The organism is Rhizobium sp. CBN3 (assembly GCF_030518245.1).
Taxonomy (GTDB): Bacteria; Pseudomonadota; Alphaproteobacteria; order Rhizobiales; family Rhizobiaceae; genus Rhizobium; species Rhizobium aethiopicum_A.
Genome location: NZ_JAULSE010000001.1, coordinates 158,370 through 174,196, shown reverse-complemented (window position 1 = coordinate 174,196; position 15,827 = coordinate 158,370). Strand labels below are relative to the sequence as shown.

Genomic DNA, 15,827 nt, shown 5'->3' with positions numbered 1-15,827 from the left:
TTACTCCCAATTTTTGGGCGGGTTCCGGTCCAAGGCCCGGCGCATTACCCACCATTGACTGCGCCAGGAAAGCTGTTCCACTCTGAAGGCAATTCATGCCTAGTTTCAACGGACTGTCAATGTTTGTCCTTCCACGAAAACGCGGAAGTTTTTTCGTACAGCCAGTAATAGTTGTTGACCATCTGATTGGTACGGCGAAAGCGGTAGCCGGCCGTCGAGAAGACCAGCAAGGTCACGAAGTCGATGCCGTAGAAGAGGCCGCTGAGCATCGGTCCATTGAACAGGGCATGGTGTAGAAACTGCATCGCCCAGGCAAGGAGGAAGGTGTAGACGACGGCGAGCGGATAATTGTTCCAGCCGTCCGCAACCGCCTTGCCGGCTCGCCAAGCCGTCCAGAAGCCGATCAGTACGACGAGGGCGCGAATGACAACCCGGACGCCGTCGTCGCTTTCGAAGAAAAGTCCCTGCATGTCAAACTCTCCCTTTGACTAATGTCTTCCGCCTTCGAGGTAGGCGGCGCGGACTTCCGGGTTTGCAAGCAGTTCCTTGCCGGAGCCGCTCATCGTCACCTTGCCATTCACCATCACGTAGGCGCGGTGCGAGAGTCTCAGCGCCGCGAATGCGTTCTGCTCGACGAGAAACACGGTGAGGCCTTCCAGCTCATTGAGCTTCCGGATCGCTTCGAAAATTCCCTTGACGATCAGCGGCGCCAGGCCGAGCGAAGGTTCGTCGAGCAGCAAGAGCTTCGGACGCGCCATCAGCGCGCGGCCGATCGACAGCATCTGCTGCTCGCCGCCCGAAAGCGTGCCGCCGCGCTGGGCGTGACGCTCCTTGAGACGCGGGAAGAGCGTGAAGATCTTCTCGACGTCCTCGGCGAAATATTTGAGATTATCGAGACCCGCGCCCATCTGGAGGTTTTCCATGACGGTCATGCGGGGGAAGATGCGGCGCCCTTCCGGCGACTGCGCGATGCGCAGGCGTGCGATTTCATGGGTCGGCATACGGGTGATCTCGCGACCCTCGAAGACGACCGAGCCCTTACGGGCCTGGGGGCTGCCGCAGATCGTCATCATCAGCGTCGACTTGCCGGCGCCATTGGCGCCGATCAGACTGACGATCTCGCCCTTGTTGACGGCGACATCGATGCCGGCCAGCGCGCGGATATTGCCGTAGTAGGTTTCGACGCCATTCACCTGAAGGAGCGGTTGACCCGTCATGACTGCATCGCCCATCAGTTTGCGCCTCCTTCGAGCTGCTCGACGGTTGCGATCACCTCTTCCACTTCTTCATCCTCGACGCCGAGATACGCCGCAATGACCCTCGGGTCGTGCTTCACATGATCCGGCGTGCCATCGGAAATCTTCTGGCCATATTCAAGGACGACGACGTGATCGGAGATTTCCATAACCACAGACATGTCATGCTCGATAAGGAGAATGGAGGTTCCGGTATCGGCGCGAATGCCCTGCAGAAGCTCGTTGAGCTTAGCAGATTCGCGTGGGTTGAGGCCCGCGGCCGGTTCGTCCAGGCAGAGCAATTCCGGGCCCGTGCACATTGCACGCGCGATCTCGAGACGGCGCTGGGCGCCGTAAGGCAGATCGCCTGCCGGATCGTCGGCACGTTCGATCAGATCGGCCTTTTCAAGCCAATGACGCGCCAACTCGACGGCTGCTGCGGCTTCTCGCCTATAAGGGCCGATGCCGATGAGGCCGAGAATGGTATAACCCGACGCCTGCATCAGCTTGTTGTGCTGAGCGACGAGCAGATTTTCAAGAACGGTCAGGCCGGAAAACAGCCGAATGTTCTGGAAGGTGCGCGCCACCTTGGCTTCCTTGGTGATGCGAAAGTCCGGGAGGCGCTCCAGCAGGTACTGCTTGCCGCTTCTCTGATTAAGCGTGATCATCCCCATCGTCGGCTTATAGAAGCCGGTGATGCAGTTGAAGACGGTGGTCTTGCCGGCGCCGTTCGGACCGATCAACGCGGTGATGTCGCCGCGCTTGGCCTCGAAGGAGAAGTCGTTGATGGCCATCAGGCCGCCGAACTTCATCGACAGGTGCTCGACCTTGAGAAGCGTGTCGCTCGACATCGTATTGGTGACGGGGCTCATCAACCGTGGCCCTCCTTGGTGAAGCTTCCGGATACGGCCTTGCGTGTCTTGAGGAAGGCAGTTGGTTCACGCGATCCGACGAAACCGCGCGGTTTGAACAGCATGACGACCACCATGGCGAGACCGAAGAGCAGCATCCGGTAGAGTTCCGGCGTGAAGTCGGGCCCGAAGACTGCTTTCAGGAAATTCATTTCGCGCAGCGCTTCGGTACCGCCCACCATGACGATCGCGGCGATCGCAATGCCGGTCAGCGAGCCCATGCCGCCGAGAACGACGATGGCGAGAACGACGGCCGACTCCAGGAAGATGAAGGATTCCGGCGAGACGAAGCCCTGGCGAGCGGCGAAGAACGAGCCCGCGAAGCCACCGAACATGGCTCCCGTCGCGAACGCCGTCAGCTTGGTCGTCACTGTGTTGATGCCGAGCGAACGGCAAGCGATCTCGTCTTCACGCAGCGCTTCCCAGGCACGCCCGATCGGCATGCGCCGCAGGCGGATGGTGACGTAGGCCGTCAGCATGCACAGCGCCAGGATCAGATAGAAAAGGAAAATCTTGTAGTAGGCGGAAGACATCGGCAGGTGAAAGAGCTTGGCAAAGCCGCCGGCCGTCGCATCGAAGGGAATGCCGAAGAGCGTCGCCTTCGGAATGCTCGAGATGCCGAAGGTTCCCTTGGTCACGTCGGTCCAGTTGATCAGGACGAGGCGGATGATCTCACCGAAGGCGAGCGTGACGATGGCGAGATAGTCGCCGCGCAGACGCAGCACCGGGAAGCCGAGAATGACGCCCCAGAGCGCTGCGAGGGTGCCGGAAAGCGGCAGCAGCAACCAGAAGGACAGGCCGAAATAGCTCGACAGTAGCGCGTAAGAATAAGCGCCGACCGCATAGAACGCGACATAGCCGAGATCGAGGAGACCCGCGAGGCCGACGACGATGTTCAACCCCCAGGCGAGCATCACGTAGATCAGGATCTGGATGCCGAAATTGTCGACCCATTTCAGCGAGCCCTGAGCGCCGACAAGCGCCACGATCACCACGGGATAAAGCAGCAGCGCCAGCAGCGCGATCTTCAGGAAATGCCGATGGAAGAAACTCTTCTCGGTCGAAATGTCGAGATCGCCTTCCCGCGCCTTGCGGAGTTTTCGGCGGTCGATATTCGGCTTGACGAAAACGACCATTGCGAAACGGCCGATCGCGGCGATAGCGACAAAGATCGCCAGCAGTCCCCAGCGCTGGACGATGATCAGCTCGTTGTTGATGTTCTGATCGGTTTTCAGGCCGACATAGAGAACGAACATGCCGAGGGAGAGAACGGCGGCGAAAAGGGCTTCGATAAGACCTTTGCGGACAAGTCCGGCATCGGGCTTGCCTGCGGAATTCTCGATGTTTGCCATGACGTTATACCTTCTCGACTTCCGGCCGTCCGAGGATGCCCGTCGGCTTGAAGATCAGCACGAAAGCGAGGATGGCGAAGGTCGCCACATCCTTATACGCGATGGTGAAATAGGCTGACCACAGCGACTCGATCAGGCCGATCATCAGCCCGCCGAGAACGGCACCCGGCAACGAGCCGATGCCGCCGAGAACGGCTGCGGTAAATGCCTTCACACCCGGCGTGAAACCATCGGCGAACGAAGCGACGCCATAATACATCAGATACATCGTCCCGGCGACGGCAGCCAGCGCCGCCCCCATGACGAAAGTGATCGAGATCGTCTGGTCGACATTGACCCCGAGCAGTGCAGCCATCTTGCGATCCTGCTCGGTGGCGCGCTGGGCGCGGCCAAGCGCGGTATGATTGACGATATACCAGAAGACCGTCAGCAACACCGCCGTGATCAGGATGATGATGATCTGCTTCAGCGACACCGAGATGTTGCCGAACTGGTAAACCGTGCTCACCATCGGCGGGATCGGCTTGTTGCGCGGCCCCTGCGTCACCTGGATGAAGTTGGACAGCACGATCGACATGCCGATCGCGGTGATCAGCGGTGCAAGGCGGAAGGATCCGCGCAGCGGACGGTAGGCGACACGCTCGATCGTCCAATTCCACAAACTCGTCATCAGCATCGCGACGACAAGCATCGCCAGCAGCAAAATTGCCACCGGGAGACCTGCGAAGATGGATGTGAGGACGAGAAAGACGATAAGAGCGGCGAAACCACCGAGCATGAAGATGTCGCCATGGGCGAAATTGATCATGCCGATAATGCCATAAACCATCGTATAGCCGATAGCCACGAGGCCATAGATGGATCCGAGCGTCAGCCCATTGAAGAGCTGCTGGACGAAATACTCCATATGTCGTTTTCCCCTGGATGCGAGCCGAAGATGCTGCATCTCTTTTTGGTTATTCGGCTCCCCGTTCAAGGAACCTCATAGGCCGCATGCATAGCGGTTTCGTTGAAAATGTGAAGACAAAAAGGATTTACTCCAGCAGATTCTTGTTCGAACAGGCCTAAATGGCGCATTTTGAACCAAAATCCACAGAAAATCGGCAAAGACCGACCCATTTTTAGCCAAAACCTGCTGCCGGCTTAACCATCCGGCAAGCGCGGCTTCGCTTTCCTGCGTCGCTTCCCGCGTAAGCTATTCCACAAGGCTGGAAGAAAGCGCAAATTCAACCCTTGAGCCCGTATTTTTTGCGAATGGTATTTCACAGGTAAATGCCGCCATCCTCGCCTGACAGCTGCGGGAACTTATGGTAGCATCTTCAATCTGCGTCATCGGGGGTGCGGGGCGCGGCGAGAACCACCATATCGATATCTGGTGCGACAGGGATGGTTGACGACGAGCGACAGCGGGCGCTCGCCGCGCGGCGAACGGCAAAAGGACAATGCTGACGACATTTGAAAAGGCGGCGCTCGAAGCCGGTAAGGCCATCATCGCGGTTTTATGCGAAGGCTTTCCCATCGCCATGAAGGCGGATGCGAGCCCGGTTACGGTTGCCGACGAGGAGGCCGAACGTATCATCCTCGCCCATCTGTCCAGGGATTATCCCGATATACCCGTCGTGGCGGAAGAGTCGGTTGCCGCTGGAAACGTGCCCGACATCAGCGGCAGGGGCTTCTTCCTGGTCGACCCGCTCGACGGCACCCGTGAATTCGTCGACGGACGGCAGGAATTCACCGTCAACATCGCCTATATCGAGAACGGCGCCCCGGTCGCCGGGATCGTCTACGCGCCGGCGCTCGGGCTCGCCTTCTTAGGAGAGCGCGGCCGTGCCGAAAGGCTTGATGTCACCGAGGACTTCACCATCGGGGCGCGCACCGCAATTGCCGTGCGCGAGCAGCCGGACGATCGGCTTGCGCTCGCAAGCCTTCGTCACAACAGCCCGGAGACGGGAACCTTCCTCGCCGATCACGCGATCTCCAAATGCACCAATATCGGCTCCTCGCTGAAATTCTGCCTGCTGGCGGAAGGCAAGGCCGACGTCTATCCACGCTTCACCCGCACGATGGAGTGGGACACCGCGGCCGGCGATGCGGTGCTGCGCGCCGCCGGGGGATCGACGGTGACGCTCGACGGGGCGCTGCTGACCTATGGCAAGACGGGGACGGCGGCCGATTTCGACTTTGCCAACCCGAACTTCATCTCCTGGGGCGGCAGGAAACGCGTCCTCGAACCGGCGTGACCGTCCAGGCATTCGGCAAATGGCGTGATAGTGCGATCCCGTTCATTATGATGTTCTGCGCCTGCCGCGGCATTCCCTGCCGCGTTCGAGCCGCACAGCAGACCCTCGCAGAAACCGGCAGGTGATTTGGCCGAGGGGGTCGCGTGATTCCGGGCCTGGCTGACTCTCCATCCCTCACGATTTTGAGCCCTGTCGATTCGGCCTTGATTTTGTCATATTCTGACACATTTTGAGAACGGCCGAACATATCCGGCAAAAAAATTCACGTCGGAATTCGTTAAAAACGCCGCCTGCCAACCGTCGGTCGCGTGTCGAAACAACACGAGGACAGACCTGTGGAAGCCCTCGCCAAGGGCCTAAAAACCTTGACGAAATTGCAATTATTAACGAAATATCATGAGGTTGCCTCAACTTAACGCAAGTGCGAAAGATTTGTTGCGATGCGATATTTCTCTGGACACCATTACACAATTGTCGCATTTTTCCGTTTTAGTAGGGTTACCAACACCTGAGTGCAGCCTTGGTCACAGGGCAAACCATTGATCGCCTATTGCCGCCGCGCCCCTCGAAGACAACAGAGTACGATCCTTGAGCATCACGGAATTAAACAACACCATTTCGACTGATTCCTTCCGGCCGAGCCGCCGCCAGCAGCCGAGCCTGAAGATTCAAACCCCTGTCATCCATAGCGATGCCTCCCAGGCGCCGTTGGTGGATCTAGCCCTGAAGCGGGCGTTCGACATAGTTTCGTCGTTGAGCGCCCTCCTCGTCCTCGCCCCTTTCCTTCTCCTCGTCGCCCTGCTGATCAAGCTCGACAGCCCCGGACCGGTGCTGTTCAAGCAGACCCGTTGGGGTAAGAACTGCAAGGCCATCAAGGTCTACAAGTTCCGTTCCATGCGCACCGATCTTTGCGATGTCTCGGGCGTTGCCCAGACGGTGAAGAACGACCCCCGCATCACCCGTATCGGCGCTATTCTGCGCCGCACGAATATCGACGAGTTGCCGCAGCTGTTGAACGTGCTGTTGGGCGACATGTCGGTCGTCGGTCCTCGCTGCCATGCAATCGGCATGCGCGCCGGCGGCATGCTCTATGAAGAGCTCGTGCCGGAATATCATCAGCGCCACGCGATGCGCCCCGGCATGACCGGTCTTGCCCAGATGCGTGGCCTGCGCGGTCCGACCGATCGTCCCGCCAAGGCGCGCGCCCGCATCGCTTGTGATCTTTATTATGTCGGGAATTTCTCGATCTTGATGGACATGCGCATCATCGTCGGGACCGTCGTATCAGAAGTGGCCGGCGGAAAAGGCTTTTAAGAGCGGTTCAGCTTTCCGCGGAAGCGCAGAACCGCTCTAACCTTTGTATTTTTAGGCAATTCCCGGCAAAAGCGCTTCGCGCTTTGCCTGGAATTGTTCTAGCCTTTTTGTGAGAAAGGACCGGCTGCCTCAGGGCGGCCGGTTCCTTTCTGGCGACCGCCTGTGTGCGGTTGACCGTATATGGCGTGTAGATCGCGCTCTTCAGATAACCATCGACCGCGTGCGACGAGAGATCGAGAATGATCGCAATCTCATCGCTGCTCTTGCGATTCGCCGACAGCGCAGCCCTTCGATCTGGCGCCGGCTAGACGTTCCGGCGAGCCATCTTCGGGATTGCTGTTGCGTGAGAGCTGGTCCAGAAGCTCACGCAGCCACAGCGCATTGCCATAGAATGCTCCCATGTCGACATGGCTGGCCGGTAGCGAAAATGTATTGTTTCAGGTCAGTGTCGTGCAAAGCGAAGGCGGAGCCGTTCTTCAGGCCGGCCACCTGGAAGAGCGCGCCGCGGCGGCAATTTTCCTGATCGGCCGCACCGTCCGCAATCGATTCCTCCTCGCAGAAGATCGGCGGAACCGTCCGCTTCATCGCCGTCACCGGTGCCTTAGAAGAGATCGACGTGCTCGTGAGTGCCGGCGGGATTTTGCGTCGCTCGTTCACCGGCCGCTCCGGGCATCTAAATTTGTTATCAAAGTCTTACTTTGGGCTTAGGCAATTTTTAAATGTGGCAGGCTAGAGTGGCGCTCGTGGTCTTGCGTTGTGTAGAGAGTCCAATGACCGAAATGATACGTCCCCGAGTGAAATATGTCATCGGCCCCGATGGCAGCCCCCTGACCATCGCGGACCTTCCGCCGCCCAATACGCGGCGCTGGGTGATCCGCCGCAAGGCAGAGGTTGTCGCGGCTGTGCGCGGTGGCCTGTTGAGCTTGGAAGAGGCCTGCGAGCGTTACACGCTCACGGTCGAAGAATTCCTTTCCTGGCAATCGTCGATCAACAGCCACGGCCTCGCCGGCCTGCGCACCACGCGCATCCAGCAATATCGCCACTGATCGCACGCCATCGTCGACATTTATTTCGGGCCGGACGCATCTCCCATCAGGGAATGAAGAAGGCCCGAAATTATTGACGAGGCGGCGTAGCACCAGAGGCCGGGCTGCGTGAAGGCATCCGCCAACCCCGTTGTCTTCGCCGCAGCAATGACGATCGCGACCAGCAGCACGTCCATCATTGACCACTTGGACAGATGCGGCACGACGCGACGATAGAACAGGCTCCCGGCCCCGCTGCCGGCAGCCGTCGCTTCCGCCGCAATCCCGATCATCTTCAGAAACGGAAGCACGATCGAGACCAGCGCGACGATCGCCGCCAGCAGCCCATCTCCGCCTTGCCAGAGCGAGACGACGATGTCGATGAGCGAAGGGGTCTGATCGAAGAAATACAGCGTCTCGAAACGGACCAGCGGCAAGATCAGCCCGAGCGCCAGGAGGAACGGCGCTGCCACGAGAAGAGCGGGGCGGACGATCGAAAGCGCGCTCATTGCCCCAAACCTCGCGCCGATGCGACATTTTTCATGAACACTGCGTCTCCCTGAGGAACTGTTCCGCCGGCTTGGCACGACCGCGCCGCCGTGTCACCGTCGGCTGCGATAAATATCTGTGTACGAGGAAAGACGATGGATATTCGAAATGAGGAAGGCGCATCCGGCGGTCGTTATGCCGTAGACGTCGAGGGGCACGAGGCGGAGATGACCTATTCGCGCGCCTCGCCAAAGCTCGTCATCATCGATCACACGGCGGTTCCCGATGCCCTGCGCGGCAAGGGTGTCGGCCAGGCATTGGCGCTGCACGCGGTGGAAGCGGCTCGCGCCGGCGGTTGGAAGATCATTCCGCTCTGCCCGTTCTTCAAGGCGCAGGCCCAACGTCATCCGGAATGGCAGGATGTCGTGAACTGATTCGCGACGCCTGAAGCGGTCGCCGTGTGGAGCGGCGGCGTGCGGACGCAACACGCGGGAAACACCAAAAGCCATGTATGACGGACGGCACGCCCATCATACATGGCTTCTCTGTGGCAATTCCCGGGGCGCCGACGCCGGCGCCCGCATTTTCTCTCAGGCCCTGGCGGCGCGGGCGCCGCTGTCACGTTCTTCCAGCGCCGTCGCCCTTGCATATTCCGCCTGCATTTCCTCAAGCGCCAGTTCCAGCGCCTCTTCCTGCATCTTCAGTTCCTTGATCGAAACCTGCAGGTTGTCGGCCCGCTGACGCGCGGCCTTGGCGAAGGTCGGATAAGCAAAGTGATTCGGGTCGGATATACCGGACTTCTTTTCCTCGACGACGATCTGGCTCTCCAGATCCTTCGTCATCCGTTCGAATTCGGACATCATCATCTGCAATTGCTGCAATTGACGTCGTTTTTCGTTCACCTGAAACTCTTTCAGGCGAACGAGACTTTCTCGCGACTTCATACGCATTACTCCCGTGATGCGAGACCCCGGCTCAACTTGAAACCGCCCTGCGCGCCGCTTTGACACGGTTTGCTAAAAAATTTCCTGCGATATTAACAAAAACCTACCGCTGGTAACCTTTCGTTTACGGGCATCGTTAATGATAGACCCGATGATTTAAGGGTCGGTAAATGCCACGGCATGAAGTTCGAACCTTTTCATTGGCGAGTCGGATGAATCACTTAGCGCTGTTTCCTAATGTTAATGTTGAGGAGCACCTTTTTGAGATTCCTATTGGAAAACAGAGAAATGGAAAAATTATTTAATAAATTCGATACTCCTTGCCAGAGTGAATTAGAATTTGTTAACCATTTCGTGGCAGCTTCCAAATCACGTAGCTTGTTCGGGTAGCGTGTAGGGGGCCAGACCACCTTTCGGCGGCGGTAAAGGGGATAATTATGCGGGTACTTCTCATCGAGGATGACAGCGCTACGGCGCAGAGCATCGAATTGATGCTCAAATCAGAGAGTTTTAATGTTTATACCACCGATCTCGGTGAAGAAGGCGTCGATCTGGGCAAGCTGTATGATTACGACATCATCCTTCTCGATCTGAACCTGCCCGACATGTCCGGGTATGAAGTGCTCCGCACTCTCCGGCTGTCCAAGGTCAAGACACCGATCCTCATTCTGTCGGGCATGGCAGGCATCGAGGACAAGGTTCGCGGCCTCGGCTTCGGCGCCGACGACTACATGACCAAGCCGTTCCACAAGGATGAACTGGTCGCCCGCATCCACGCTATCGTTCGCCGCTCCAAGGGCCACGCCCAGTCGGTCATCATGACCGGCGAGCTCATCGTCAACCTCGATGCCAAGACCGTCGAAGTCGGCGGCCAGCGCGTCCACCTGACGGGCAAGGAATACCAGATGCTGGAGCTGCTTTCGCTCCGCAAGGGCACCACCCTCACCAAGGAAATGTTCCTGAACCACCTTTACGGTGGTATGGACGAGCCGGAACTGAAGATCATCGACGTCTTCATCTGCAAGCTGCGCAAGAAGCTGGCCAACGCCGCCGGCGGCGCCAACTACATCGAAACCGTCTGGGGCCGTGGTTACGTTCTTCGCGAGCCGGATGGCACCGAATATGCGGAAACCGCTTGATCTTCCGATCCCCCTTATCGGATGACGAAATCCCGCCCTTTCGGCGGGATTTTTCGTTTGTGCTGCCGGCGCTGCCGCCGCGTTAGAGGGATCCCGCCTGATCTGACCGAACAGGTTGATATCCCGGGCAGGGAAAAGCGCAGCGTCAGCCGGAGCCCGGCGGCGCTTTCGGCACTCTGCTCAGGGACGACCGATGCGGCCGGGAAGAAAGCTGCCGTCAGGCAGCAATCGCGCGGTTTCCGAAAACGGCGGTCAGGATCTTACGATCGAACGGCTTCAGCAGAAAATCGGTGGCGCCAGCTCGTTTACCCGCCATCAGCTTCTTCAGATCCGCCTCGATGACGCAGTAGTAGATCTTGACCTCTTTGCCGCCGTCCATGGCGCGGATGGCCGCGATGAGGTCGAGCGCCCCTTCCATGCCGGAATCGACGATCAGGTATTCCGGCAACTCTGTCTGGCAGCGCTGCAGCGCCTCGGCGGCATTGGAGGCCTCGCTGACGAGAAAGTCGAGTTCGGAGAGAATGCGCTTGCCGACCTTACGGACAATGTCCGAATTATCGGTGATCATGAACCTTTGCATGACTGCTCCTTTCCCCGCATTCGTCGCAACGAGGGGTCTTCCACAACCTAAGAGAATAGGTCCATCAGGCTAAGGAATCGTTACCAGACGGGCGAGAGCATGCTGCTGCACCCCGAAAATCAGACCGCAGCAACCGTCGCCGTGAACACCAGTTCGTCCGGGCTTGCGCTGTGGTCGAGCGTCATTCCGCACTCCTCGGCCAGAAGCACGGCGTAGTACGGCTGGATCGAATGGGCGTCGATCGCTTCCTCGATCGTGCCCGTCGAGATCTCGACGAATTTCGGCGGCAGACGCATCAGCTTGCCTTTTGCCGTGAGCGTGAACTTGGCATCGAATTCGGGATTTTCGAGCGTGACCTCGAGCACGCCGCCGCGCGGAATCGCCGAATAGGCGACGAGGAAGAGGTTGAGCAGCAGCTTGACGCGGTTCTTGGCCACGATGGCACGCGGTCCGTTCCAGATCACCTCGGTCTTCTTCTCGGCGATCGCAAAATCCTTGGCGGCCCGCTCGGCCTCGCCGGTATCGATCGAGGCGCCGACTGAACCCGATGCGCCGAAGGCGAGGCGCGCGAATTTCAGGCGGACGGAAGCGTTGAGCGCACTGGTGCGGATCAGATCCATTGCATCGGAATCAGCGCCGCCTTCATCCAGAAGTTCCAGGCCGTTGTTGATCGCGCCGACGGGCGAGATGACATCGTGGCAAACGCGGCTGCATAGAAGCGCGGCCAGATCCGGGCCGGACAGGGTGAGGTTCGGGTTCTTGGACATCATCGTCTCCTGAAGGGCGGCAATCTCATCGCGCCCGCAATATGCTTCATCAAAATTGCGCGAAGTTTGCGATCGTATTCAGTGCCATAATGACACCATATTTGGTAAACCGATTGTTAAATCTAACGCCTTGAATTTGTTTCAAGGCGTTATTTTTTTGTGTTGGGCGTTACTGATTTTGGTTCCCCTCTCGTTCCCGCGCCGATTCCCACATCGACACACCATTAGTGACTCATTAGCAACAGCTAACGCTCCTCAAAAGTTACGATGTTGCGCCTTACTACTTTTGGGGTATTAATTGACTCGGGCTTTAACACCCTGACTTCACATAGGCTTCGCGCAAGCGCGAAAGCCGAACACGTGCGCAGCTTAGCGGCGGCGCATTGCCTGGGCCACTACGTGGCCGGCGGGCGGTGCGCGTATGTCCAGGGCTTCGGCCTAAAGGCGCATCGGCGTGTCTGTGAAGCGCGTGTTAAACCCCCGGCTACGGTGCCGAGCGCCGTGTTCTGGCAGGGATGCAGCATGATGCTGATGGAAGTGCAGGCGGCAGGGGCGGCCGCGGGTGAAATGCCCGAGAGACGGTCAAAGGTTTATGAGGCAGACTGGACCTTCGAAATCGGGCAAGCAGTAAAATTCGATGAAATGGCCGCAATCGTCTTATGGCGGATGCGGAGCGCAATGGGAAAAGAGATCTGTAAGATATGGGTTTCGGGAGAAGCCCATGGGCGCCCACTCAGGACGGTGGACGCCAGAATGCTCAAATAAAAAATGGGCGGACAGTGCCGCCCAATCTCCTTTTATGTTTTTAGGATGTCTCTGGCGCATCGGCGCGCCTCATATGCCAACTTGCCTTCCGGCTCATGTGGATCACCGGCGGAAGCATTTCGGCTGGCAATCTTATCGTACTCTTTGGCTCGCCCTTCGCAAACATCCGCGCAACGCTGGCGCTCTGCGAGGATGGCGCGGGCGATAAACTCAGCGGCATGATTGCACGAGGCCGAGTGCTTCTCGCCGGGCATGTGCCCAGCGCACCTCGGCGTCAAGCTGCAAGCCGCCTCAGATGCGGCGCGCCAGACATCATCCGGTATCGTCACGCCGCCACCTTCAACCGATCAATAGCCTCGCCCGCCGACGCACACTTCGGCCGGTCGTCGATGAGAGTCCCGCCCGCCTGCGCATCGATTAGGATAGCCATACAGGCCCGAACATGCGCAAGGTGAGACGAGCCGCTTTCCGGATCGATGTCCTCGCCGGAGAACCATTGCAGCAGATGGCGAATTGCCGCGCTGTAGTAGGTCGTGGCGTCGACTGGATCGTCCTGCCAGTTGAATGCGCCATACTTAGATGCGCCGAGCGCCATCACGACACTTTCCTCAATGATGGCAACCGGCGGGATAAACTGCGCCGATGGCTTCCTTACGCCGAATGCTCGCTTTGGATTCGTCGATGGCGTCGATGCAATGCCCATGACGCGATTGAAGAAGCTGCCGTCAGGCGCGTTGTCATTGGCCGCCGGCTCCTTGCCGATCGCCCTCGCTAACGCTTCTAGCTCGGCCGGCACAGCGGTGAGCTCGCCGGCTGGCGTCCAGGCTGGTACTTGGTTCTCGGTCATGCGGTCTCCTTTGTCATTAGAGCGCGGATAGCTGCGGCGATGGTACTTCCGTCTTGAGACTTTCGTTTCACTGGTTCCTGCAGATCGTCATCCCAGTGCATGTGGGTCGTGATGCTGAAGTCATCGGCGAGCTTAGCCGCCTCCTCAAGCGCATGGATGCGAGCGAGCCGCTTTCCCTTGTCCACCTCCAGACGGAGGCGGGCGGTGGTGTATCGTGGTTGGTTATCTTCGCTCATACCTTCTCCTCCTCTTTCGCCGGCGCCTTCCGCCGCGGCTCCTCCACGCTGGGCGCCAGCGGCTGACCGGGCACCAGCAGCGCCCGCAGGCTTCCCAAACGATCCGCAACAAGCGGCCGGAACCTGGTGGCGCGAAACGGCTGGTCGACATAGCCCCAGGTCGGGCAAACACCGCGGTTGATGCCATCGAGCCGCAGCCCGATGTATTCGCCGTCGAGATAATGGACGAACGGGCCTACCCAGCGGACCTTGTAGATCTGCCCTTCAGTTAGCTCTGACGGCAGTGTGGTGTTGGCCGGCTGCTTGGCGTCGATGCAGACGACTTCCTGGCCAACGTAGAATTGGTGGGCGTAGGTCATGCTGATTCCCCACCAAAACTGAAGGTAACGATGGCGTGTGGCTCACCAGTCGAGCGTCGTAGCCGGCGCTGCATCTCGATGCGGAGATCTTCCCAAAGCCTCGGCTCAAGAAGATTGCCCTGCCAAAACGCATCATGGCCGGCCGCAATGCTGACCAAGGCTTGATCCGCTATTCGCTCAAATTCCTCCATCGTCACGCTTCCATCCCCCTCGCCCGGCAATCCATCAGCGCCTCGAATGTCGCCAGGAACTCCTCCTTGGCCTTCTCCGGCGACCAGTAGCGCAGCCGCACGCCGAGCGGCTCATTGTGCTTGCCGTGCCATTCCATCTGCACGAGGTTTTCGAGCTCGTCGGCGATGATGCGGTTGTCAGCGTCGTGAACGACGGCCGGCATCTCGTGCGGCAAGGAGAACCTGTCGCACACCACGGCCATCACCTTCGCCTCGGCGGCCTTGTAGCCTTCTAAGTAAGGCTTGACCGGCCGCGGCACGTCGACGAGGAACGCCTCGCTGGCGTCGTGCAGAAGCGCGTGCAGCGCCACGTCTACGCCTTCCCAGCGCAGATGGCGGGCCATCAGCACCGAGTGCTCGGCGACACTATAGAAGCGCAGGCAGTGGCCGGCGTAGCGGCATTGCAGGCTCAGCGCGTGGGCGATGTCCTCGATGAAGACTTCATCGGCCTTGGGGTCCATGGGCCAGAATTTGCGGCCGGTGGCGGTTTGCATGAAGTCGCCGTAGCGGACCAGCTCAGCAAAAACTTGATGAAGGTGTGGCGGCACGTCAAAACCGCCTTTGCTGCCGCCGGCGGCAGGGCGTCGGAGCCCGATATACTGGCCGCGCTCCTGCGGCACATTGTCATTCGCCGGCACGTATTTCTGCGGCGGGACTGGCTGTGCACCGTAGCCCGGGATCATGAGCGGCTCGTCGTTATAAGGTTTTGGCTGGGCGGTTATAACGGTCATGCCGCCACCATGCGTGTGCGCAGCCCGACCTTTTCGCTGGTCGCGTTGAACTTCGATCGCACTGCCGCATCGAGATCAACGCCGGCCTGCATTGCTACAAGGTCGGTGCAGATGACGATATCTGCCAACTCCTCGGCCAGGTGCTCGACCGTATCGCGAGATCCAGCGATGCCTCGGCGCTCGCGTTCAAGCTTCTTGATGACGTTACACGCCTCTCCAACCTCACCAGCAAGCTCATTGCCGCGATAGGCGAGGTCGATCTGGTTGTCGCCGTCCCACTCTTTCTGGCGGGCGACGTTTGCGGCGCGAAGACTGGTAAAGCTGGACGTGTTGTCGTTGGCCGCCGCCGGAACCTGCGTGATCTGCCAGTCTTCGGCTAGCTGATCGGCAACGCTCGGATTGAACGGCATGCCGTCCTCGTATGCAAAATACTGCAACGGCGTGTCGCGATGGGCGATGCGGATGGATCCGGCAATGCTGCGCTTGGCGGATCCGCCTCTCTTCATGGCCTCAATGGCCTGTCCGTAGTTCATGTGGTCTCCTCTTAGTGGCGGTTGCCGCCGATTGGTGGTCGGCGGCAGGTGGTGGTTTAGTTTGCGGCGTTGATGCGCCTGAGCTCCAACATGGTCGCCTCTATTCCGTCGAGACGTCTTCTGATCTCAG

The 15,827-nt window shown here is 59.1% G+C and carries 22 protein-coding genes; 6 read left to right on the top strand and 16 right to left on the bottom strand.

Features of this window, described 5'->3' with window-relative positions:
* Nucleotides 1-116 precede the first annotated feature (116 nt).
* From QWJ46_RS00935 to QWJ46_RS00915, 5 genes are read right to left on the bottom strand one after another with little or no spacing between them, the layout of a single operon-like run.
* Nucleotides 117-470, bottom strand: coding sequence for a DUF6867 family protein (locus tag QWJ46_RS00935; protein ID WP_184453684.1), 354 nt, complete (start codon nt 468-470; stop codon nt 117-119).
* Nucleotides 471-488: 18 nt separating this feature from the next.
* The gene (locus tag QWJ46_RS00930; RefSeq protein ID WP_184453682.1) at nt 489-1,232 is read right to left on the bottom strand and encodes an ABC transporter ATP-binding protein; all 744 of its coding nucleotides are present in this window, start codon (nt 1,230-1,232) and stop codon (nt 489-491) included.
* Nucleotides 1,232-2,107, bottom strand: coding sequence for an ABC transporter ATP-binding protein (locus tag QWJ46_RS00925; RefSeq protein WP_302748674.1), 876 nt, complete (start codon nt 2,105-2,107; stop codon nt 1,232-1,234). The genes QWJ46_RS00930 and QWJ46_RS00925 overlap by 1 nt, the downstream gene beginning before the upstream one ends.
* Complete coding sequence (livM, locus tag QWJ46_RS00920) at nt 2,107-3,498, bottom strand: high-affinity branched-chain amino acid ABC transporter permease LivM (protein WP_184453679.1); 1,392 nt, start codon at nt 3,496-3,498, stop codon at nt 2,107-2,109. Before livM ends, QWJ46_RS00925 begins: the two co-directional genes overlap by 1 nt.
* A gap of 4 nt (nt 3,499-3,502) precedes the next feature.
* Nucleotides 3,503-4,405, bottom strand: a complete 903-nt coding sequence (locus QWJ46_RS00915) for a branched-chain amino acid ABC transporter permease (RefSeq protein ID WP_184453677.1) — start codon at nt 4,403-4,405, stop codon at nt 3,503-3,505.
* 535 nt (nt 4,406-4,940) lie between these two features.
* On the opposite strand from QWJ46_RS00915, the gene cysQ reads away from it, so the two are divergent.
* Together cysQ and QWJ46_RS00905 are read left to right on the top strand one after the other, a co-directional pair.
* Nucleotides 4,941-5,738 carry a 3'(2'),5'-bisphosphate nucleotidase CysQ gene (gene cysQ, locus QWJ46_RS00910; protein WP_302748673.1) on the top strand — a complete coding sequence of 266 codons (798 nt, stop codon included), beginning with the start codon at nt 4,941-4,943 and terminating at the stop codon, nt 5,736-5,738.
* A 588-nt stretch (nt 5,739-6,326) separates the two neighbouring features.
* Entirely contained in the window at nt 6,327-7,052 is a 726-nt protein-coding gene (locus QWJ46_RS00905) for a sugar transferase (protein ID WP_184453672.1), read from the top strand.
* Nucleotides 7,053-7,415: 363 nt separating this feature from the next.
* On the opposite strand, the gene QWJ46_RS00895 is transcribed toward QWJ46_RS00905, so the two are convergent.
* Nucleotides 7,416-7,709: a hypothetical protein gene (locus tag QWJ46_RS00895; RefSeq protein ID WP_302748672.1), complete on the bottom strand. Its 294-nt coding sequence runs from the start codon at nt 7,707-7,709 to the stop codon at nt 7,416-7,418.
* A 113-nt stretch (nt 7,710-7,822) separates the two neighbouring features.
* Between QWJ46_RS00895 and QWJ46_RS00890 the strand changes: the two genes are divergently transcribed.
* Nucleotides 7,823-8,098 (top strand): DUF1153 domain-containing protein, encoded by a 276-nt coding sequence (locus QWJ46_RS00890; RefSeq protein ID WP_007533628.1) that lies wholly within the window; start codon nt 7,823-7,825, stop codon nt 8,096-8,098.
* A 20-nt stretch (nt 8,099-8,118) separates the two neighbouring features.
* Here the strand turns inward: QWJ46_RS00890 and QWJ46_RS00885 are convergent, their stop codons facing one another.
* Nucleotides 8,119-8,586 (bottom strand): paraquat-inducible protein A, encoded by a 468-nt coding sequence (locus QWJ46_RS00885; protein ID WP_302748668.1) that lies wholly within the window; start codon nt 8,584-8,586, stop codon nt 8,119-8,121.
* Nucleotides 8,587-8,721: 135 nt separating this feature from the next.
* Here QWJ46_RS00885 and QWJ46_RS00880 point away from each other — a divergent pair, with 135 nt between their 5' ends.
* Entirely contained in the window at nt 8,722-9,000 is a 279-nt protein-coding gene (locus QWJ46_RS00880; protein WP_183699090.1) for a GNAT family N-acetyltransferase, read from the top strand.
* A 156-nt stretch (nt 9,001-9,156) separates the two neighbouring features.
* Here QWJ46_RS00880 and QWJ46_RS00875 read toward each other — a convergent pair whose 3' ends face one another.
* On the bottom strand, nt 9,157-9,510 hold the full coding sequence (locus tag QWJ46_RS00875; RefSeq protein ID WP_011426566.1) for a hypothetical protein: 354 nt from the start codon (nt 9,508-9,510) through the stop codon (nt 9,157-9,159).
* Nucleotides 9,511-9,947: 437 nt separating this feature from the next.
* Here QWJ46_RS00875 and ctrA point away from each other — a divergent pair, with 437 nt between their 5' ends.
* On the top strand, nt 9,948-10,649 hold the full coding sequence (gene ctrA, locus QWJ46_RS00870) for a response regulator transcription factor CtrA (RefSeq protein WP_007533606.1): 702 nt from the start codon (nt 9,948-9,950) through the stop codon (nt 10,647-10,649).
* Between the two features lie 217 nt (nt 10,650-10,866).
* Here ctrA and QWJ46_RS00865 read toward each other — a convergent pair whose 3' ends face one another.
* Nucleotides 10,867-11,229, bottom strand: a complete 363-nt coding sequence (locus tag QWJ46_RS00865; protein WP_011426567.1) for a response regulator — start codon at nt 11,227-11,229, stop codon at nt 10,867-10,869.
* A gap of 119 nt (nt 11,230-11,348) precedes the next feature.
* Nucleotides 11,349-11,996: a histidine phosphotransferase ChpT gene (gene chpT / locus QWJ46_RS00860; RefSeq protein WP_011426568.1), complete on the bottom strand. Its 648-nt coding sequence runs from the start codon at nt 11,994-11,996 to the stop codon at nt 11,349-11,351.
* Between the two features lie 522 nt (nt 11,997-12,518).
* Here chpT and QWJ46_RS00855 point away from each other — a divergent pair.
* Entirely contained in the window at nt 12,519-12,761 is a 243-nt protein-coding gene (locus tag QWJ46_RS00855; protein WP_302748643.1) for a hypothetical protein, read from the top strand.
* A 325-nt stretch (nt 12,762-13,086) separates the two neighbouring features.
* Here the strand turns inward: QWJ46_RS00855 and QWJ46_RS00850 are convergent, their stop codons facing one another.
* From QWJ46_RS00850 to QWJ46_RS00825, 6 genes are read right to left on the bottom strand one after another with little or no spacing between them, the layout of a single operon-like run.
* Nucleotides 13,087-13,608 (bottom strand): dATP/dGTP diphosphohydrolase domain-containing protein, encoded by a 522-nt coding sequence (locus tag QWJ46_RS00850; RefSeq protein ID WP_302748641.1) that lies wholly within the window; start codon nt 13,606-13,608, stop codon nt 13,087-13,089.
* Nucleotides 13,605-13,844 carry a hypothetical protein gene (locus tag QWJ46_RS00845; RefSeq protein WP_302748640.1) on the bottom strand — a complete coding sequence of 80 codons (240 nt, stop codon included), beginning with the start codon at nt 13,842-13,844 and terminating at the stop codon, nt 13,605-13,607. The genes QWJ46_RS00850 and QWJ46_RS00845 overlap by 4 nt, the downstream gene beginning before the upstream one ends.
* The gene (locus QWJ46_RS00840; RefSeq protein WP_302748639.1) at nt 13,841-14,203 is read right to left on the bottom strand and encodes a hypothetical protein; all 363 of its coding nucleotides are present in this window, start codon (nt 14,201-14,203) and stop codon (nt 13,841-13,843) included. Before QWJ46_RS00840 ends, QWJ46_RS00845 begins: the two co-directional genes overlap by 4 nt.
* Nucleotides 14,200-14,400 carry a hypothetical protein gene (locus QWJ46_RS00835; protein ID WP_302748638.1) on the bottom strand — a complete coding sequence of 67 codons (201 nt, stop codon included), beginning with the start codon at nt 14,398-14,400 and terminating at the stop codon, nt 14,200-14,202. The genes QWJ46_RS00840 and QWJ46_RS00835 overlap by 4 nt, the downstream gene beginning before the upstream one ends.
* Nucleotides 14,397-15,164: a hypothetical protein gene (locus QWJ46_RS00830; RefSeq protein WP_302748637.1), complete on the bottom strand. Its 768-nt coding sequence runs from the start codon at nt 15,162-15,164 to the stop codon at nt 14,397-14,399. The genes QWJ46_RS00835 and QWJ46_RS00830 overlap by 4 nt, the downstream gene beginning before the upstream one ends.
* The gene (locus QWJ46_RS00825) at nt 15,161-15,697 is read right to left on the bottom strand and encodes a MazG nucleotide pyrophosphohydrolase domain-containing protein (RefSeq protein WP_302748636.1); all 537 of its coding nucleotides are present in this window, start codon (nt 15,695-15,697) and stop codon (nt 15,161-15,163) included. Before QWJ46_RS00825 ends, QWJ46_RS00830 begins: the two co-directional genes overlap by 4 nt.
* Nucleotides 15,698-15,827: the final 130 nt, after the last annotated feature.

What these genes read in the sequence shown, in the direction of transcription:
- QWJ46_RS00935 (WP_184453684.1), bottom strand. Translation starts at nt 470, where the DNA reads ATGCAGGGACTTTTCTTCGAAAGCGACGACGGCGTCCGGGTTGTCATT.
- QWJ46_RS00930 (WP_184453682.1), bottom strand. Translation starts at nt 1,232, where the DNA reads ATGGGCGATGCAGTCATGACGGGTCAACCGCTCCTTCAGGTGAATGGC.
- QWJ46_RS00925 (WP_302748674.1), bottom strand. Translation starts at nt 2,107, where the DNA reads ATGAGCCCCGTCACCAATACGATGTCGAGCGACACGCTTCTCAAGGTC.
- livM (WP_184453679.1), bottom strand. Translation starts at nt 3,498, where the DNA reads ATGGCAAACATCGAGAATTCCGCAGGCAAGCCCGATGCCGGACTTGTC.
- QWJ46_RS00915 (WP_184453677.1), bottom strand. Translation starts at nt 4,405, where the DNA reads ATGGAGTATTTCGTCCAGCAGCTCTTCAATGGGCTGACGCTCGGATCC.
- cysQ (WP_302748673.1), top strand. Translation starts at nt 4,941, where the DNA reads ATGCTGACGACATTTGAAAAGGCGGCGCTCGAAGCCGGTAAGGCCATC.
- QWJ46_RS00890 (WP_007533628.1), top strand. Translation starts at nt 7,823, where the DNA reads ATGACCGAAATGATACGTCCCCGAGTGAAATATGTCATCGGCCCCGAT.
- QWJ46_RS00885 (WP_302748668.1), bottom strand. Translation starts at nt 8,586, where the DNA reads ATGAGCGCGCTTTCGATCGTCCGCCCCGCTCTTCTCGTGGCAGCGCCG.
- QWJ46_RS00880 (WP_183699090.1), top strand. Translation starts at nt 8,722, where the DNA reads ATGGATATTCGAAATGAGGAAGGCGCATCCGGCGGTCGTTATGCCGTA.
- QWJ46_RS00875 (WP_011426566.1), bottom strand. Translation starts at nt 9,510, where the DNA reads ATGAAGTCGCGAGAAAGTCTCGTTCGCCTGAAAGAGTTTCAGGTGAAC.
- ctrA (WP_007533606.1), top strand. Translation starts at nt 9,948, where the DNA reads ATGCGGGTACTTCTCATCGAGGATGACAGCGCTACGGCGCAGAGCATC.
- QWJ46_RS00865 (WP_011426567.1), bottom strand. Translation starts at nt 11,229, where the DNA reads ATGCAAAGGTTCATGATCACCGATAATTCGGACATTGTCCGTAAGGTC.
- chpT (WP_011426568.1), bottom strand. Translation starts at nt 11,996, where the DNA reads ATGTCCAAGAACCCGAACCTCACCCTGTCCGGCCCGGATCTGGCCGCG.
- QWJ46_RS00855 (WP_302748643.1), top strand. Translation starts at nt 12,519, where the DNA reads ATGATGCTGATGGAAGTGCAGGCGGCAGGGGCGGCCGCGGGTGAAATG.
- QWJ46_RS00850 (WP_302748641.1), bottom strand. Translation starts at nt 13,608, where the DNA reads ATGACCGAGAACCAAGTACCAGCCTGGACGCCAGCCGGCGAGCTCACC.
- QWJ46_RS00845 (WP_302748640.1), bottom strand. Translation starts at nt 13,844, where the DNA reads ATGAGCGAAGATAACCAACCACGATACACCACCGCCCGCCTCCGTCTG.
- QWJ46_RS00840 (WP_302748639.1), bottom strand. Translation starts at nt 14,203, where the DNA reads ATGACCTACGCCCACCAATTCTACGTTGGCCAGGAAGTCGTCTGCATC.
- QWJ46_RS00830 (WP_302748637.1), bottom strand. Translation starts at nt 15,164, where the DNA reads ATGACCGTTATAACCGCCCAGCCAAAACCTTATAACGACGAGCCGCTC.
- QWJ46_RS00825 (WP_302748636.1), bottom strand. Translation starts at nt 15,697, where the DNA reads ATGAACTACGGACAGGCCATTGAGGCCATGAAGAGAGGCGGATCCGCC.